Below are 16014 nucleotides of genomic sequence, written 5' to 3' on the forward strand. Positions count from 1 at the left end.
TCTGGCTGAGTAGACTGTACGTAGCGCTGCGGGATACATTCGCAAAGGGGGAAAACAATGACGTTGACGCTGGAGGGACATACCGCTTTGGTGACGGGCGCCGGGCGCGGGATGGGACGCGCGATCGCGCTGCGCCTGGCCCGTGAGGGGGCACGAGTGGCCGTGGCTGATATCGATGAGCAGGGTACCGCCGCTGTGGCAGAGGAGATTCGGGCCGCTGGCGGCGAGGCGCTGCCGATACGGCTGGATGTGAGCCGGGAGGAGAGCGTGAATGAGGGAGTGCAGCAGGTCCGCGCGCGGCTGGGACCGATCACGATCCTCATCAATAACGCCGGGATCTTCCGCGATACTCCTCTCCTGGAGTCTTCCTTGCAGGATTGGTATCTGAGCCTGGCTGTCAATCTGACTGGTCAGTTGCTCTGCGCTCGGGCAGTGGTACCCGATATGATTGCCCAGCGCTGGGGGCGTATTGTGAACCAGGCTTCGATGATGAGCAAGGTGGCTTTTGGGCGCGACTATGCCTACTGTGCCTCTAAGACGGGCGTGCTGGGCTTGACACGCTCATTAGCAGTAGAGCTGGCTGGCTACAACATCTGCGTCAATGCCCTCTGCCCGGGCAATATTATGACCGCCATGCTGGAGGAGGTCGATCGGGCGGTGGCGGTGCGCGAAGGGAAAGAGCCAGGCCAGTTTCTGAGCGAGCGCCCGCGAGACATTCCTTTGGGGCGGCTGGGCAGGCCGGAGGATATCGCCGGCGTAGTAGCGTTTCTGTGTGGACCCGACGGCAGCTACATCACCGGTCAGGCGATCCATGTCGATGGCGGCCTCTATATGGCCTGACAGCGGCCTGATCCCGTCTGTCTCGGGCCAGGTAAGGAAGGAGCAGAGAGCGTGCAATCGTTGGCCAGCTATACGCCTGCTTTTCTCAAGGAACTGTATCGCAAGATGGTGCTGATCCGCCGCTTTGAGGAGCGGGCGGCAGAGCTGCGTAGCCTGGGCTACATCCCCGGCTTCCTGCACCCCTACATTGGCCAGGAAGCGGTAGCTGTGGGGGCCTGCGCGGCTCTTGGTCCGCACGACTACATTACCAGCACTCACCGTGGACATGGCCATATTTTGGCACGTGGGGGCGATCCACGCTACATGTACGCCGAGTTGTTCGCCCGTCGCGATGGATACAACCGTGCGAAAGGCGGCTCGTTGCATATCGCCAATATCGAGCTGGGGATCATCGGCGCTAATGGCATCGTCGGGGGCGGCATTCCGATCGCCGTGGGGGCCGGGCTGGCCCTCAAGCAGGCGCGCCAGATCGCCGTTCACCATCCCGACGATCCGCGGGCGCGGCGCGCCGATGGGGTAGCGGTGACCTTCTTTGGCGATGGGGCTTCCAATCAAGGAGCCTTTCATGAGTCGCTCAACCTGGCCGCTCTCTGGCGCCTACCGGTGATCTTCATCTGCGAGAACAACCTCTACGGCGAGTTTACACCACAGCACAAGCATCAGACGATCCGTGATATCGCCACGCGCGCCAGCTCCTACGCTGTCCCCGGTCTGATCGCCGATGGCAACGATGTGCTGGATGTCTATCGCGTGGTCAGCAAGGCCGCCGAGGAGGCGCGCAAGGGGCATGGGCCAACCCTGGTCGAGTGCAAGACCTATCGCCACCGTGGTCACTACGAAGGGGACATGGGCCAGTACCGCCCTGCTGAGGAGGTGGCTTTCTGGCTGGAGGCCGATCCCATCAAGAACTATCGCCGCTTGCTGCTGGCCGGGGCAATCTGCACCGAGGAGGAGCTGCAGGCGCTTGATGAGGCAGTTGAGCAGGAGCTAGAGGAGGCCGTGGCCTTCGCCAAGGCCTCGCCGCATCCGGCGCCCGAGGAGGCGCTGGAGGATGTCTTTGTTGAAAGCTATGGGGGGAGGGCCTTACTATGACTGCGACGTCCAGGGCCGAGAAGGAGCGCCGTCTGACCTACGCGCAGGCCATCCGCGAGGCGCTGGCCGAGGAGATGGAGCGCGATCCGTCGCTGCTGCTGCTCGGCGAGGATATCGGCGAGCCAGGAGGTGTCTTCGGCGTGACCCAGGGTCTGCTCCAGCGCTTTGGGGAGGAGCGTGTACTCGATACGCCGATCTCCGAGGAGGCCGTCATCGGGGCAGCGCTCGGCGCGGCGCTCCTCGGCGTGCCAACGGTGGCGGAAATCATGTTCAGCGATTTCGCCACGCTGGCAATGGATCAGATTGTCAACCAGGCCGCCAAGTTTCGCTACATGACCGGCGGACGCACCAGCGCGCCGCTGGTGATCCGTATGGTGACAGGTACAGCGGGCGCAACAGCAGCCCAGCACTCGCAGAGCCTGGAAGCCTGGTTCACGGCCACACCAGGACTGAAGGTCGTGACTGCCTCAACGCCCGCCGATGCCAAGGGCTTGCTCAAGAGCGCCATCCGCGACCCCGATCCAGTGCTCTTTTTCGAGCATAAGCTGCTCTACAACAGCCGTGGCGCGGTACCGGCAGATGACTACTGCATTCCGCTGGGGGAGGGCCGCGTGGCTCGCGAGGGAAGCGATGTGACGCTCGTGGCTTATCTGTATATGCTGCCGCGCGCGCTGAAGGCGGCTGAGATGCTGGCCCGCGAGGGCATCTCAGTCGAGGTATGGGACCCGCGCACGCTGGTGCCTTTCGACCGCGATGGTCTGCGTCGTTCTCTGGAGAAGACTGGGCGCCTGGTGATCGCTCAGGAGGCCCCACGCCGCAACGGCTTCTGCGCGGAGATCGCCGCTATCGCAGCTGAGGAGTTTTTCCCGCTGCTGAAGGCGCCGATCAAGCGCGTCTGTGGTACGAATACACCCATGCCCTACGCTCCTGAGCTGGAGCAGTTTGTCATTCCCGATGAGGAGCGCATCGCCGCCGGGGTGCGCGAGGTGCTGTACAACGCAGTGCGCGCCGCACCAGGTGGCTGATGACCGGTGTGGTCCCCGTGCCTGGCGGCCCCGGGGACCGCGATGGATGGGCAAGGCAGAAAGGAGTCAGCCGCTATGGCAGAAACCATTGCCATGCCGAAGTGGGGCCTGACGATGGAAGAGGGGACCATTGTCGAGTGGATGGTCGGCGAGGGCGATACGGTACAGAAAGGGGATGTGCTGGCAATCGTGGAGACGGAAAAGACCTCTGTCGAGCTGACGTCGCCTTTTAGTGGCGTCGTGGCCCGCGTCCTGGTGGCCGATGGGGAGACGGTCCCGGTGGGCACGCCGCTGCTGCTTCTGGCCAGTAGTCCAGAGGAGGCCGCTCAGCTCCGCTGATGGCGCGCGAGTCCGCTCGGCCCGCTCTCGGGGGAGAGGCCACTGCCGGCGAGCGCTTCGAGATGGGGAGCAAGGAGCGCCCGCCAGAGTCTGTACGTGTTGCGGGGAAGCATATTAAGATATATCTGCTAAGGAGTATAACCGCATATGAGACTACACAGATAGAGGAATCTCAGAGATGAGCAAAACTGAAGCGGAAGCGGCTATCAGGCCACTTCATCTTTCCACTGCGCGTAGCAGTGCAGCAGAGCAGCTACGACAATTGATTGAGAGCGGTCACTTTGCCCCTGGCGACCGCCTGCCCAGTGAGCGCAAGCTGGCCGAGTTGCTCGGGGTCAGTCGCACAATGGTGCGCGAAGCTATCAGCACCCTGGAGGCCATCGGTCTTATCGAGGTGCGCCACGGCAGTGGCAGCTACGTGACCGCGGAGGTGCCTCAACACAGCGTGTCCGCCATGTGGAGTGCCTGGTACATTGCCCATCGTCAGGACCTGATTCATCTGCTCCAGGTACGTGAGGCACTGGAGAGCAAAGCCGCCGCTCTGGCCGCGCAGCGGTCTCGTCCGATGCTGGTAATGCGATTACGCAAAATTCTGGAGAGGATGCGCAGCGCCGGCGAGCATGGCCAGATCGATGAGGTTTCAGCTCTCGATAGCGAGTTTCACAGCGCCATTGTCAAGGCAAGCGAGAATCCGATCCTCATTCAGCTGCTACTGTCGCTCAACGCTGTGCTCGATAACGATCGGCTGGTCGTCTTCAGTCTGCCCGATCGTCTTCAACGCTCGCTGCACGACCACGAGTGCATCATTCGGGCCATCGAGGAGCGCGATCCTCTGGCGGCTCAGGCTGCGCTCCACGAGCACTTTGAGAGCGTTCTGAAGGATGTCGAGTCACCGCGACGGCAGACTCAGGCTGGTAGCGCGCATCATCAGGACCGGGAAGGGCCTCGGCCTCAGTCGAAGTCGACGGTGCCTGAGCCTGTTCCGACCACAGGGGGGCGAGAGCCATGCCAGTCGTGATCATCGAGATGTACCCTGGGCGCACGCCTGAGCAGAAGCGGGCCTTGGTGAAGGCGGTCACGGAAGCAATGGTCGAGTATGCTGGGGCACGCCCTGATCATCTGCATGTCATTTTGCACGAGGTCGCACCGGAAAACTGGGCCCTGGCTGGGCGCCTGGGGACTGAACGCGACTCGGTCAGCGATCTTCCTGGCGGTGGTGGCAACGCGCCATCTACGCAGGAGGAAGGAGGAGGCTAATGGCGACGATCCGCGGGGTCTCCCATCTCTTGTTACAGACCAACGATCTGGCCCGCGCTGAGCGCTTCTATGTGGAGGTGCTTGGCTTCCATGTACGCGAGCGCACGACTTTCCGCGATGGGCGCCCACTGGTGGTCATGCACGAGGGCCTGGGCCTGACCGAGCTGACCGAGGAAGGGAAGCGCCTCCGCCAGAAGGCAGGCCAAAGCCTGGAGCATGTGGCCTTTCGTGTCGAGAATATCGCTCAGCTTGAGCGAGACCTGCGTATCGCCGGGGTGACGATTGTCGATGGGCCGAAGCCAACCGCTTACGGGACTTCGCTCTATTTTCTCGATCCCGACGGTGTGCGGATTGAGTGTCACGATTAGGCCGCTATCAGCAGACTCGACCAGACTACACGCCGACCGCGACGCCCGACGCTAGCGGCGGTGTGTGGCATGGCTCCTATCATTCGGTCAGCCTGTACTGGCGGGCAACCTGATGGGCAGACAATTGGCTTCCTGGCCCGGGAGGCTTTTCCGTTCCCAGGCCGGGCCGCTGGCTGCCGGGAGAGCAACCAATGAGTTGCTGTAGCATATCAGCAACATAACAGGTTTTAAGATAAGAAACAGGCAAACTGCACAACCACGCACGTCGCCGATCCTGGGGGGCAGTGTCGCCTCTACGCAAGGGAAACAGCGAGGTGCAGCCTATTGAGGAACAGCTTTATGTCCAGCGAGATTATTGCCAGACAGCGCGTCGCCATGCAGGAACGGGGGCTAGACGCGCTGGTCATCGCCTCGCCCGAGAACATCGCCTACACCGCTGATGTGGTGGTTCCATCACAGACCATCGTACGCCATCGCCTGGTCTATTGCCTGGTACCGCTGCAGGGCGAAGCTGAAATCATTGTGGTCGACATCGAGGAGAGTTTCGTCAGGGGCACGGCCTCGATTCCTTCGGTCATTGCTTATAACGAATTTACCGAAGATCCGACGCGCCTGTTAGCTGAGCGCCTGCGTGCCGCTGGTCTGGCCCAGGGGCGCATCGGTCTTGAATACACCGCCATTTCGCAGAAGAGCTACGAGACGCTGCGCGAGGCCCTGCCACGAGCGACCTTCGTGGCCTGTGATATGCTGCTGAGCGAGCTGCGCATGATCAAGACGCCGGGGGAGCTGGCAAAGTTGCGCGCCGTTGGGAAGGCGGCGGAGCGGGCGGCTCGTCAGGCTTTCGAGCAAGTCCGCGCGGGTATGACTGAGATGGAGCTAGGCCAGCTGATTACCGATGCCTATCTGGCCAACGGCGGCGATCGTCTGACGATGCTGGTGGTTGGCGCTGGAGAGCGCAGCGGCCTGGCCAATGCGGCCCCGACGCGCCGTCCTCTGCGCTATGGCGATCTGGTGCGCATCGATGTGATCGGCACCGGCCAGCTCTACTATTCGGATGTGGCGCGGACCGCCGTCGTCGGGAAGGCCAGCGAGGAGCAGCTGCGCACCTGGTCCCACATGGTGGAGGCGCGCAAGGCCGCCCTTGATGGTATTCGTCCCGGCCAGAGTACGCGCGCCCTCTACCAGCGCTACGCGGCCCAGATGGAGCGCTGGGGGCTGCCCCCGATCAAGTTTCTCGGGCATGGCCTGGGCCTGACCCTCCACGAGGAGCCGTATCTTGGCCCCTATACCGATATCACCTTGCAGCCGGGCATGGTGCTCTGTATCGAGCCGCTCTGCTGGTATCCCGACCGTTGGGGCGTGCAGTACGAGGATGAGCTGATCGTGACCGAGGACGGCTACGAGCTGATTACGGATCAGTATGACGCTTCGGAGCTGTTCGTAATCCCCGCTTGAAAGGACGAGCAGGCCGGTGAAGATTACAGGTTATCGCTGTTATCTGGTGACCTTGCCGCCGCGCCGGGTTCATAACTGGGCGAGCAAGATGGAGACGCCGATCGGGAGCCATCTGCTGCTGCGCCTGGAGACCGACGAGGGCCTGATCGGCTGGGGTGAGGCGCCAGCTATTGCTACCTGGGGCGGCGCTCATATGAGCTACTTCGGCGAGACACCGCGGACGGTGCACCACATGATCGCCGACTACCTGTTTCCGGTCATCGTCGGCCACTCACCGCTAGAGATCGGCCCGTTGCATGCGGCGATGGATCGAGTGGTCAAGGGGCATCCCTATGCGAAGGCGGCGGTCGATATGGCGCTCTATGATCTGGCCGGCCAGGCGCTGGGAGTGCCGGTCTACCAGTTGCTCGGCGGGGCCTATCGCGATCGTCTGCCGATTGCTCACAGTCTGGGGATTATGGAGAACCGTCAGGCGGTAGCCGAGGCCGAGCGCGCGGTGGCCGAGGGTGCGGGTACCATTAAGGCCAAGACGGGTCTTGATCCCGAGCGCGATATCGAGCTGGTGCGCCTGCTGCGCGAGGCCCTGGGACCTGGGGTTCAGATTCGTGTCGATGCCAACGAGGGCTACCGCTCGGTCAGCGAGGCGGTCCGGGTGACGCGCGCGATGCAGTCCTACGATCTGGCTTTCACCGAGCAGCCGGTGGCCGATGTCGAGGCGCTGGCGTTGATTGCGCGTCAGGTGGCGGTGCCGGTGATGGCCGATGAGAGCGCCTGGACGCCGCAGGACATTCTGCACATCCATGCACTGCAGGCTGCTGAGCTGATCTCGCTCTACGTTACCAAGCCGGGCGGCCTCTTCCGCGCGCGCGAGGTGGCGACGGTCGCTGAGGCGGTTGGCCTGCGCTGCGATATCGGTGGCTCGATTGAGATGGGCGTAGGCAACGCCGCCAATCTGCACCTGGGCGCGGCGACGCGCATCGCCGAGCTGGCCAGCGTCTGCCCGGTGAGCCGTCCGGCGGAGGCCCTGGAGGGGCAGATCGCCGGCGTCTACTATCTCGACGATATTATCAGCGAGCCGTTTGCGTACGAGAACGGCGCGGTGCTGGTTCCGCAGAGGCCGGGGCTGGGCGTGCAGGTTGATGAGCGTAAGCTGGCCAAATATGCTGTGGCGCTCTGAGCTTCTTTGCTTGGCAGAGTTGTCAGGCCGGACCCAAGGCTGTGCGTGATCGCCAGGCTGGGCCGGTTGCCTCTGGAGCGCACCGGCCCAGTTGGAGATATGGAGGGGGACGATCGATCAGAAAGGAGCGCGTTGAGGATGGCAACGATTGCAGTGCTCGGAGGGGGCAATGGGGGCTTCGCCGCCGCCGCTCATCTCAGCGCTCTTGGTGAGCAGGTCCATCTTTACAGCCGCTCACCGGCGACGCTGCGGATAGCGCGCGAGCGCGGCGGTATTGCTTACAGCGGTGTTGCTGGTGAGGGTCTGGCTGCGGTGGCGTGTCTGACCAACGATCTGGCCGAGGCGCTGGCAGGGGCTGAGCTGGTGATGCTCTGCGTGCCGGCCACGGCCTTCGCCGATCTGGCGCGGGCGCTCGCTCCGCTGTTGGCCCAGCCTAGCGGGCCGCCCGTGCTGCTCAATCCTGGCAACACGGGGGGCAGCCTGGCTTTCCGTCGGCTGCTGATCGAGGCCGGCTGCGCCTCTCCGCCGCCTATCGCTGAGACCAACACGCTGACCTATATCTGCCGGAAGCAGGGCGAGGGAGAGGTCTACATTTCGTCGCTGGTGCAGCATGTGCGTCTGGCCGTCCTGCCGGCTTCGGCTGCTGAGAGGCTCTGGCCATTGCTTAGTCGTTTCTATCCGTCGCTGCGACCGGTGGAGCATGTGCTGGTGACGGCTCTGAGCAATGTCAACGCGGTGCTGCATCCGCCGGGTATGGTGCTGAGCGCCGCCTGGATCGAGCATAGCGGCGGGGATTTCCGTTACTACTATGACGCCGGGACGCCGGCGGTGGCTCAGGTGATGGCCGATCTTGACAGAGAGCGTCTGGCTGTGGCGGCGGCCTGGGGCTTGAGCCTGGAGCCTTTTCCCCAGCTTTTTGCCGATCTAGGCTCGACCTCGCCGGAGGCTGGGGCGAGCGGCTCCTTCCTGCGGATGTTGCGCGAAAGCGCTCCGAATCAATTTATCAAGGCGCCCGCCAATCTGGACAGCCGCTATCTGCACGAGGATATTCCCTTTGGTCTGGTGCCGATGAGTGAGCTGGGCCGGGCCCTGGGAGTAGCGACTCCAGTGATGGATGCCTTGATTACGCTGGCCTCTTGCATCAGCCGTCGCGATTACCGGGCCGAGGGCTGGACGCTGGCGCGTCTGGGTTTGCCGCCCGAGCGCGAGGCGGCGCTCGCTGTGCTGCGTTGAGGAGGTAGGACAGACGGGGATCAGAGTGGGATTGGTCCCAGCCCCGGGTTCCCGGATTTTGAGCCAGTGCGAAGCTGAACGGGTTATTGTCTCATTATGGAGCATTTGATGATGGGAACAGCAGCAGGTGATGAGAGACGCGGAGAGCAAGCTATGCTGAGCGGGCTGCAGGTGGCTGTGATTGGAGGCGACGGGCGCGAGCTGGAAGTGTTGAAAGGATTGCTGGCCGAGGGGGCCGCGGTGCGCGCCTGCGGCTGTCCGCCGGCGGCGGCGGAGATTATGGGCCGGCCCCAATGCCAGACGCTGGCGGAGGCCATTGCTGGGAGTGATGTCATCATCGCTCCGGTGCCGGTGATCGCCCCGGATGGCAGCCTCTACGCACCTCAGTGGCCGGAGCCACTTTTTCTGGATGCGGCGGCTCTGGCCGGGGTCAAACCGGGGGCGCTTTTGCTGATCGGCACCAGTACACCGCAGTTGAGGACGTTGGCGCAAGAGCGTGGCCTGCGCATCCAGGAGTATGGCGATGACGATGAGCTGATGATCCTGCGGGCGCCGACGATCGCAGAGGGCGCGATCGGCCTGACCATCGCCAATACGGAGGTCTCTATTCACGATGCTCAGGTGCTGGTGGTCGGTTTCGGGCGCATCGGCTTTACCTTGACGCGGCTCTTGCTCAATATGGGGGCGCATGTGCGGGTGGCGGCGCGCAATCCGGTGCAGCGCGCTCGGGCCTGGGAGCTGGGGGCGCGCCCTCTTTCGCTGGAGGAGCTGGCGACGGCGGTGGCCGACTGCGATATGGTCTTCAACACGGTGCCGGCTTTGGTGCTGACGCGCGCGGTGCTGGAGCAGATGCGAGGCGATGTCTTTGTGCTGGATATTGCTGCGGCCCCCGGCGGCACTGATTTCGAGGCTGCGCGCGAGTTAGGCATCAAGGCGCTGCTGGGGCGTGGTCTTGGCAGCCGGGCGCCACGCACCGCCGGGCGTAGTCAGTGGCAAGGATTGCGCAAGCTGATTCTGGCGGCCCTGCCGACCTTGCGCGGCGAGCAGTCCGGGGCCAGTGGCGGCAGCGGTCAGGGTACTGGTAGCCGCTCCGCCAGTAACAATGGTGGTGGCCATGACTGCTGATCTGCTGTTGCGTCAGGCGCGGCTGGCTCTCGACCAGACTACCTGGCCGGCCCCTGTGGATATTTTGATCCGCTCCGGTCAGATTGCGGCTCTGGCCCCCGACCTGACGGTCGCCGAGAGCGGCATACCTGTCCTCGATGTGGCTGGACGCCTGGTGTTGCCGGGGCTGGTCGAGGGCCATATTCATCTCGATAAGGCCCTGACGCGCGACCGCCTGCTCAACCGCTCGGGGACGCTGGCGGAGGCGATCCGCTGTAACCTGGAGCTGTCGGCGAGCGTCAGCGAGGAGGATATTGTGGAGCGAGCGACGGCAACGGCGCTGTGGGCCTTGCGCTGCGGGACGACGACGCTGCGGACGCATGTGAATGTCGATCCGCAGATCGAGCTGCGCGGCCTGCATGCGCTGTTGCGGGTGCGCGAGCAGTTGCGCTCGCTGCTGGATATCGAGATTGTGGCCTTGCCCAATCGTCTGCTTGGAGAGCGGGGGCGACGCGGGCGGGAGCTGTTGGCGGCGGCCCTGGAGGAGGGGGCTGATGCCGTTGGAGGAACGCCGCTCGTCGAAGAGGATCAGCGCGGGCTGATCGATGAGGTCTTTCGCCTGGCGCTGCGCTCTGGTCGCCCTCTGGACCTGCATATCGATGAGTCGGAGTCGCCTGCCGATTTTGTTCTGCCCTATCTGGCGGAGCGCACGCTGCAGGAGGGCTACGAGGGACGGGTGATCGCCGGCCACTGTTGTTCGTTGGCGGCGGTTGACGATGCGACGGCGGCGCGCACCATCGAGCGGGTGGCACAGGCCCGCATTGCGGTGGCGACTCTGCCGGCGACCAATCTCTATCTCCAGGGCCGCCGCGATCGTCAGCCGATTCGCCGCGGGATCACGCGTGTGAAGGAGCTGCTGGCGGCGGGAGTGACGGTCTTTTGCAGCTCGGACAACATTAAAGATATGTTTAACCCCTTTGGTTCCCCCGATTTGCTTCAGATGGCGCAGTTGCTTGGCTATGTGGCTCAGATGGGCAGCCCCGAGGAACAGCGCTGGCTGCTCGAAAGCATTACGACGCAGGCAGCGGCGGCCCTGGGCCGGCGCGCCGGGTTGGGTGTCGGACAACCCGCTGATCTGGTGGTGCTCGACTGCCAGCGCCGCGAGGATATTCTGTCGGATCTGCCCGCACGTCTCTACGTCATCAAGCGCGGACGCCTTGTCTGGTCAGCTTCCGGGGCTGGCCTGGGAATGGACGACAATCCGCTGACGCAGGAGGCGTGTTGAGTTAGCCAGGATGCCCAGATCAGGCAGTGACTGCGCCGCCGCGGCTACGACGGGCGGCAGCAGGCCCAAGGAGGCCAGGCTCAGACCGAGCAGGTTGTAGAGCAGCGTGAAGGCCAGGTTGAGCCGTACGACCCGCATGGTGCGCCTGGCGATCTGTATCAGCGCCGGTAGCAGGCGCCAGTCTTCGCGCAGCAGGGCCACATGGGCCGCTTCCAGGGCGGCATCGGTGCCTACCACGCCCAGGGCGATGCCCACGTCGGCCTGGGCCAGGGCTGGCGCATCATTGATGCCGTCGCCCACCATAACGACGCCGTGTCCTTGCGCCTGATAGGCTTTGACGATGGCGATTTTGTCCTCGGGCAGCAGGCGGGCCCGATAGTTGATCCCCAGCGGTTTCGCCAGGCTGGCGGCAGCCTCCTCATGATCGCCGGTCAGCAGTTCAATTGAGGTGAAGCCGAGGGCGCGCAGTTGGGCCAGGGCCTCCGCTACCTCGGGACGCAGCGTATCGCTGGCGGCCAGGAGGCCAATCAGCTGCTCCTGGCAAGCCACAAAGAGCAGGCTTTTGCCCGCCGCGGCCAGCGCCTGGGCTTGAGGAAGCTGCTGGCCCTCCGGCAGCAGGAAAGCATTGCCCACGCTCACCTTGCGGCCCTCGATCGTGGCTCGTATGCCCCGTCCTGGCAGGACCTCAAAGGTCTCGGGATCGCTCACAGTCAGACCTTCGGCGCGTGCCGCCTGGCGTACGGCTTCGGCCAGCGGATGCTCCGAGTAGCGTTCGGCGCTGGCGGCCAGCCGTAGCAGCTCCTGGCGCGTTACCTCGCCTAACGGGAGGGCATCGCAGATCTGCAGCTGGCCGCTGGTGATCGTTCCCGTCTTATCGATGAGCAGGACGTCTGCCCGAGCCAGGCGCTCCAGATGGGCGCCGCCTTTGATCAGCAGCCCGTGCGAGGCGGCGGCGGCGATTGAGGCCAGCATGGCGATCGGGGTCGCCAGCGCCAGCGAGCAGGAACAGGCCACGACGAGCACCGCTGCGGCGGCCAGCGGGTCGCGCCTCAGCAGCAGGGTGAGCACGGCCACGGCCAGCACTATCGGCAGGAGCCAGGTCGAGAAGCGATCGGCCAGACGCTGCACGGGGGCGCGTTGGGCCTCGGCCTCCTCGACCAGCGCCACGATGCGTGCAAAGGTGGTATTGCTGCCAGCGCGCGCGGCCCGAATGCGCAGGCTCCCCCCTTGGACCAGGGTCGCGGCAAAGACCTGGCTGCCCGGGGCGGCTTCCAGTGGGAGGGCTTCGCCCGTGATGGCGGCCTGGTTGACCGTGGCATGGCCAGCAACGACCTGGCCGTCGACAGGTATGGCCTCCCCGGGTCGGACAACGACGATCTCACCCGGCGCTACCTCTTCGATGGGGACCTCTTTTTCTTCCTCTCCACGGAGGACGCGCGCGCTCTGGGGAGCCAGGGCGGCCAGTTGTTTCAGGGCCTGGCGTGAGCGCTCGCTGGTCAGGCGCTCGCTATATCTGCCGACGTGCATGAAGAAGATAACGACGGCAGCCGTTGGCCATTGGCCGATGAGCAGGGCTGCGACGACGCCGAGCGACATCAGCGTGTGCGAGATGACGCGCCCGCGCCGGGCCGCCTGCAGGACGTCCCAGAAGATAGGGGCACCGGCGAGCAGGGTCAGGCCGACTCCAAGAGGCCAGGGCAGGCGATCGGTGATCCGCTCTAGCAGGCCCAGCCACTCGCCAGCGATGATCAACAAGAGGACAGCCCCGAAGAGGAGACCGTAGAGCGTGAAGAGGGTGCGTGTCAGGCGTCGCTGAGATCGGTCGGAGGCGAGACGTTCTTGCCGCTGCTGCTGCTGAACCAGGGGACTGGCCTGGTAGCCGGCCTGCTTAACAGCCCGACAGAGGGTGGGCAGATCCACGCGCTTGGGGTCGATCGTCAGCAGCGCTTTTTCGGCGGTCAGCAGGACGGTTACCTCGCGCACTCCCGGCAGTGCCTCCAGCGCCTGGCGCACATGTCCGGCGCACTCGGGGCAATCCATGCCTGTCACCAGGAGTTCAAGCCGGTGCTGTCCTGATGGTTCCATCGTCTGTCTCCTCCCGTCCTTTGAGAGCTGCTCTCTCGTTCGTCTTTTCTTCTATAGAAGCACAGTCTGAGCAAGCTATGCAAGGCTTGCTGCAGGGTTCCTCATCTCTATCGAGAGTGGACGCTGTTTAACCCTGGCAACCTGGTCAGTCTCAAAGAAAGAAGCATGAGGAGAGAGAAAGCACATGAAGAAGTTGATTGCCTTCCCCCTGGAGGATGGCGGGCAAGTGGTTATCGAGGTCGAGGAGCTGGAGCCGGAAGGCGGCGAGCGGGTACCAGTCGCCCGCCGGCTGTCGAGGCCAGAGCAGGCCCCGGAAACCCTGGAGAAAGCGCTGCAGAAGGTCTTGCCAGCCATTAAGGCGGTTGCGGTCAAGCTGCACAATCTGGACCTCAAGCCCGATGAAGTTGAAATAGCTTTTGGGATCAAGCTAAGCGCCTCAATGGGTGCCATTCTGGCGTCAGCCGGCAGCGAGGCCAATTTCGATATCACACTTCACTGGTACGGCAAAGATCGCCCTATGCGCTAGTGTAGCTCAATGGGCTGTGGTAGCTTTGGCACCGCTTCTGCGGCCCATTGACCTTTCAGTATCCTCGTGCGGATCGTCCCCTCTGCAACTCAGAGCCGGGGAAGAGCTACGAGAGGAGGAAGAGACTTTCAGTATCCTCGTGCGGATCGTCCCCTCTGCAACGCAACTCCTCAACTACCTCTGCAGTCGACCTTGACAGGTCTTTCAGTATCCTCGTGCGGATCGTCCCCTCTGCAACTTAGCCTCCTCTGGCGTGTCCCACCCAAACACCTGAGTCCTTTCAGTATCCTCGTGCGGATCGTCCCCTCTGCAACACATGGTGCGGCTCCAGTCTCTCGCGAATTTGCTCACTTTCAGTATCCTCGTGCGGATCGTCCCCTCTGCAACCTGGACGGCTACCTAGTGGAATACGCTCACCCCAATGTGACTTTCAGTATCCTCGTGCGGATCGTCCCCTCTGCAACCGCAAATAGTGCAGTCTGTTGCATGAGTAGCGAAGGCTTTCAGTATCCTCATGCGGATCGTCCCCTCTGCAACTTTGATCATCTTTCCCTCCCTTTTTATCTCCCTTGTTCCTTTCAGTATCCTCATGCGGATCGTCCCCTCTGCAACCTAATGCCGGCGGATGGTGAAGCGTCCATTGTCTCCACTTTCAGTATCCTCATGCGGATCGTCCCCTCTGCAACCATCGCGTGCCGCGCATTCCGCTTGAGATCTTGCTGTATGCTTTCAGTATCCTCATGCGGATCGTCCCCTCTGCAACGTGCACGTCTTGCAGCATCTGTCGGCGGGGCGCTGACTGCTTTCAGTATCCTCATGCGGATCGTCCCCTCTGCAACAGGGTCAGGAGAACTGACCCGGGCCGGCGCCTGGAACCCTTTCAGTATCCTCATGCGGATCGTCCCCTCTGCAACTCTGTGCCTGGCGGACAGTCAACCGCTCACCCGTCAGCCTTTCAGTATCCTCGTGCGGATCGTCCCCTCTGCAACCTGGTATTGGTGCAGGTCAGCCAGGCTGCTGTTGCTTGACTTTCAGTATCCTCGTGCGGATCGTCCCCTCTGCAACCATCTACCGACCCACTGAGCAGCAGTACGCTCTGCTCTTTCAGTATCCTCGTGCGGATCGTCCCCTCTGCAACCAGTAGACCCCCCTTGCGCAGTAGCCGCCCCTGAAGAACTTTCAGTATCCTCGTGCGGATCGTCCCCTCTGCAACCGCAGGAGGCGGAAAGGGGTCCGAGATGGTTCTCTACTGTTTTCTAACGATTGAGGCCCCATTTTTGGCATCTGAGAGCCTCGTTTTTCTCTCCCTCCCCCTCTCAAAATACATCGTCTTACGACATTTCTCGAAACTCGTTTTTTGCAATCCGCAAGGGGCGAGTTTCGAGAGTGTATATGTCTTATTATCATATAAAAAGAGTAAAACATGCGCGCTTTCACGGTAATGCGGTCAGATTCTGACCGCATTTGGTCGCCGGCCCCGGAGAGTTTCGAATCGACCGCTCATACGGCCCTCATTGCCAGGGGTTTCGGCTCGGCCCGTGACTTTGACGGAGGAGGAGCCTTCGGCCTCGACCCCGACTCTCCTCTGCCTACTGAAGCCCGAGGTTCCCTTTTTGACGTGTGATATACTGCGTAAGAGCTTGCTGGTGAATGCCTCGTCAGACCAGGATGCTCTCCGCATCTCCTCCTTGGTCCGTCCCTTTCACTGAGGGAGAAGAAAGAGGACAGCCCCAAAGAGGAGAGCGTAGAGCGTGAAGCGGGTACGTGATCCTCGGGCGGATCGTCCCCTCTGCAACTTGTCTCCCTGCCCACTGCTCAAGCCGCCAGTCAGGCCCTTTCAGTATCCTCATGCGGATCGTCCCCTCTGCAACACAGATGGGTGATCTCCTCCAGCCAAGCCATTGACTCTTTCAGTATCCTCATGCGGATCGTCCCCTCTGCAACTGAGCGAATCGAGGAGCGAACTCCCGGGCTTCGTCAACTTTCAGTATCCTCATGCGGATCGTCCCCTCTGCAACTAATCCCTGTGCCACCGCCTTTTGATACTGATCGTATCTTTCAGTATCCTCATGCGGATCGTCCCCTCTGCAACCATGAGCTGCCCCTGCTCTCTCCGATCGCTTTGACCTTTCAGTATCCTCATGCGGATCGTCCCCTCTGCAACTAGCGGTACTGCCGGACTGCGCCACGGTCACCGCATCTTTCAGTATCCTCATGCGGATCGTCCC

The 16014-nt window shown here is 62.9% G+C and carries 14 protein-coding genes and 2 CRISPR repeat arrays; of the genes, 13 read left to right on the forward strand and 1 reads right to left on the reverse strand.

The genetic code is table 11. The features are described 5' to 3' along the window. The first annotated feature begins 57 nt into the window (after positions 1 to 57). The 12 genes from A4R35_RS04565 to A4R35_RS04625 all read left to right on the forward strand — a co-directional run bounded on the left by A4R35_RS04565 (position 58) and on the right by A4R35_RS04625 (position 11175). Positions 58 to 840 carry an SDR family NAD(P)-dependent oxidoreductase gene (locus tag A4R35_RS04565; RefSeq protein WP_112426968.1) on the forward strand — a complete coding sequence of 261 codons (783 nt, stop codon included), beginning with the start codon at positions 58 to 60 and terminating at the stop codon, positions 838 to 840. Positions 841 to 945: 105 nt separating this feature from the next. Continuing rightward, positions 946 to 1932, forward strand: a complete 987-nt coding sequence (locus A4R35_RS04570) for a thiamine pyrophosphate-dependent dehydrogenase E1 component subunit alpha (RefSeq protein ID WP_112434002.1) — start codon at positions 946 to 948, stop codon at positions 1930 to 1932. Then, positions 1929 to 2957 (forward strand): alpha-ketoacid dehydrogenase subunit beta, encoded by a 1029-nt coding sequence (locus A4R35_RS04575; protein ID WP_112426970.1) that lies wholly within the window; start codon positions 1929 to 1931, stop codon positions 2955 to 2957. Before A4R35_RS04570 ends, A4R35_RS04575 begins: the two co-directional genes overlap by 4 nt. Positions 2958 to 3032: 75 nt before the next feature. Further along, positions 3033 to 3296 (forward strand): DUF2118 domain-containing protein, encoded by a 264-nt coding sequence (locus tag A4R35_RS04580; RefSeq protein WP_112426972.1) that lies wholly within the window; start codon positions 3033 to 3035, stop codon positions 3294 to 3296. A gap of 178 nt (positions 3297 to 3474) precedes the next feature. Continuing rightward, on the forward strand, positions 3475 to 4314 hold the full coding sequence (locus A4R35_RS04590) for a FadR/GntR family transcriptional regulator (protein ID WP_112426976.1): 840 nt from the start codon (positions 3475 to 3477) through the stop codon (positions 4312 to 4314). Then, positions 4302 to 4553, forward strand: coding sequence for a 2-hydroxymuconate tautomerase (locus A4R35_RS04595; RefSeq protein WP_112426978.1), 252 nt, complete (start codon positions 4302 to 4304; stop codon positions 4551 to 4553). Before A4R35_RS04590 ends, A4R35_RS04595 begins: the two co-directional genes overlap by 13 nt. After that, positions 4553 to 4921: a VOC family protein gene (locus A4R35_RS04600; protein ID WP_112426980.1), complete on the forward strand. Its 369-nt coding sequence runs from the start codon at positions 4553 to 4555 to the stop codon at positions 4919 to 4921. The genes A4R35_RS04595 and A4R35_RS04600 overlap by 1 nt, the downstream gene beginning before the upstream one ends. Positions 4922 to 5260: 339 nt before the next feature. Next, positions 5261 to 6376 carry a M24 family metallopeptidase gene (locus tag A4R35_RS04605; RefSeq protein WP_112426982.1) on the forward strand — a complete coding sequence of 372 codons (1116 nt, stop codon included), beginning with the start codon at positions 5261 to 5263 and terminating at the stop codon, positions 6374 to 6376. A gap of 16 nt (positions 6377 to 6392) precedes the next feature. Further along, positions 6393 to 7553, forward strand: coding sequence for a mandelate racemase/muconate lactonizing enzyme family protein (locus tag A4R35_RS04610; RefSeq protein ID WP_223258198.1), 1161 nt, complete (start codon positions 6393 to 6395; stop codon positions 7551 to 7553). 138 nt (positions 7554 to 7691) lie between these two features. After that, a complete protein-coding gene (locus A4R35_RS04615) occupies positions 7692 to 8786 on the forward strand; it encodes an NAD/NADP octopine/nopaline dehydrogenase family protein (protein ID WP_189361327.1) in 1095 nt (364 codons plus the stop codon). Between the two features lie 108 nt (positions 8787 to 8894). After that, positions 8895 to 9911 (forward strand): dipicolinate synthase subunit DpsA, encoded by a 1017-nt coding sequence (gene dpsA / locus A4R35_RS04620; protein WP_189361329.1) that lies wholly within the window; start codon positions 8895 to 8897, stop codon positions 9909 to 9911. Next, positions 9901 to 11175, forward strand: coding sequence for an amidohydrolase family protein (locus tag A4R35_RS04625; protein ID WP_189361331.1), 1275 nt, complete (start codon positions 9901 to 9903; stop codon positions 11173 to 11175). Before dpsA ends, A4R35_RS04625 begins: the two co-directional genes overlap by 11 nt. Here A4R35_RS04625 and A4R35_RS04630 read toward each other — a convergent pair. Further along, positions 11116 to 13260, reverse strand: a complete 2145-nt coding sequence (locus A4R35_RS04630; RefSeq protein ID WP_112426991.1) for a heavy metal translocating P-type ATPase — start codon at positions 13258 to 13260, stop codon at positions 11116 to 11118. The genes A4R35_RS04625 and A4R35_RS04630 overlap by 60 nt on opposite strands. A 184-nt stretch (positions 13261 to 13444) precedes the next feature. Between A4R35_RS04630 and A4R35_RS04635 the strand changes: the two genes are divergently transcribed. Beyond that, complete coding sequence (locus A4R35_RS04635) at positions 13445 to 13786, forward strand: CU044_2847 family protein (protein WP_112426993.1); 342 nt, start codon at positions 13445 to 13447, stop codon at positions 13784 to 13786. 52 nt (positions 13787 to 13838) lie between these two features. Beyond that, positions 13839 to 15000: direct repeats of the CRISPR family, unit length 37 nt; unit sequence CTTTCAGTATCCTCATGCGGATCGTCCCCTCTGCAAC. 620 nt (positions 15001 to 15620) lie between these two features. Then, positions 15621 to 15950: a CRISPR direct-repeat array (repeat unit 37 nt; unit sequence CTTTCAGTATCCTCATGCGGATCGTCCCCTCTGCAAC). The last annotated feature ends 64 nt before the right edge of the window (positions 15951 to 16014 follow it).

The sequence above is a fragment of the Thermogemmatispora tikiterensis genome, assembly GCF_003268475.1.
Classification (GTDB): Bacteria; Chloroflexota; Ktedonobacteria; order Ktedonobacterales; family Ktedonobacteraceae; genus Thermogemmatispora; species Thermogemmatispora tikiterensis.

What these genes read in the sequence shown, in the direction of transcription:
- A4R35_RS04590 (WP_112426976.1), top strand. Translation starts at nt 3,475, where the DNA reads ATGAGCAAAACTGAAGCGGAAGCGGCTATCAGGCCACTTCATCTTTCC.
- dpsA (WP_189361329.1), top strand. Translation starts at nt 8,895, where the DNA reads ATGATGGGAACAGCAGCAGGTGATGAGAGACGCGGAGAGCAAGCTATG.
- A4R35_RS04605 (WP_112426982.1), top strand. Translation starts at nt 5,261, where the DNA reads ATGTCCAGCGAGATTATTGCCAGACAGCGCGTCGCCATGCAGGAACGG.
- A4R35_RS04625 (WP_189361331.1), top strand. Translation starts at nt 9,901, where the DNA reads ATGACTGCTGATCTGCTGTTGCGTCAGGCGCGGCTGGCTCTCGACCAG.
- A4R35_RS04600 (WP_112426980.1), top strand. Translation starts at nt 4,553, where the DNA reads ATGGCGACGATCCGCGGGGTCTCCCATCTCTTGTTACAGACCAACGAT.
- A4R35_RS04565 (WP_112426968.1), top strand. Translation starts at nt 58, where the DNA reads ATGACGTTGACGCTGGAGGGACATACCGCTTTGGTGACGGGCGCCGGG.
- A4R35_RS04615 (WP_189361327.1), top strand. Translation starts at nt 7,692, where the DNA reads ATGGCAACGATTGCAGTGCTCGGAGGGGGCAATGGGGGCTTCGCCGCC.
- A4R35_RS04630 (WP_112426991.1), bottom strand. Translation starts at nt 13,260, where the DNA reads ATGGAACCATCAGGACAGCACCGGCTTGAACTCCTGGTGACAGGCATG.
- A4R35_RS04595 (WP_112426978.1), top strand. Translation starts at nt 4,302, where the DNA reads ATGCCAGTCGTGATCATCGAGATGTACCCTGGGCGCACGCCTGAGCAG.
- A4R35_RS04575 (WP_112426970.1), top strand. Translation starts at nt 1,929, where the DNA reads ATGACTGCGACGTCCAGGGCCGAGAAGGAGCGCCGTCTGACCTACGCG.
- A4R35_RS04580 (WP_112426972.1), top strand. Translation starts at nt 3,033, where the DNA reads ATGGCAGAAACCATTGCCATGCCGAAGTGGGGCCTGACGATGGAAGAG.
- A4R35_RS04635 (WP_112426993.1), top strand. Translation starts at nt 13,445, where the DNA reads ATGAAGAAGTTGATTGCCTTCCCCCTGGAGGATGGCGGGCAAGTGGTT.
- A4R35_RS04570 (WP_112434002.1), top strand. Translation starts at nt 946, where the DNA reads ATGGTGCTGATCCGCCGCTTTGAGGAGCGGGCGGCAGAGCTGCGTAGC.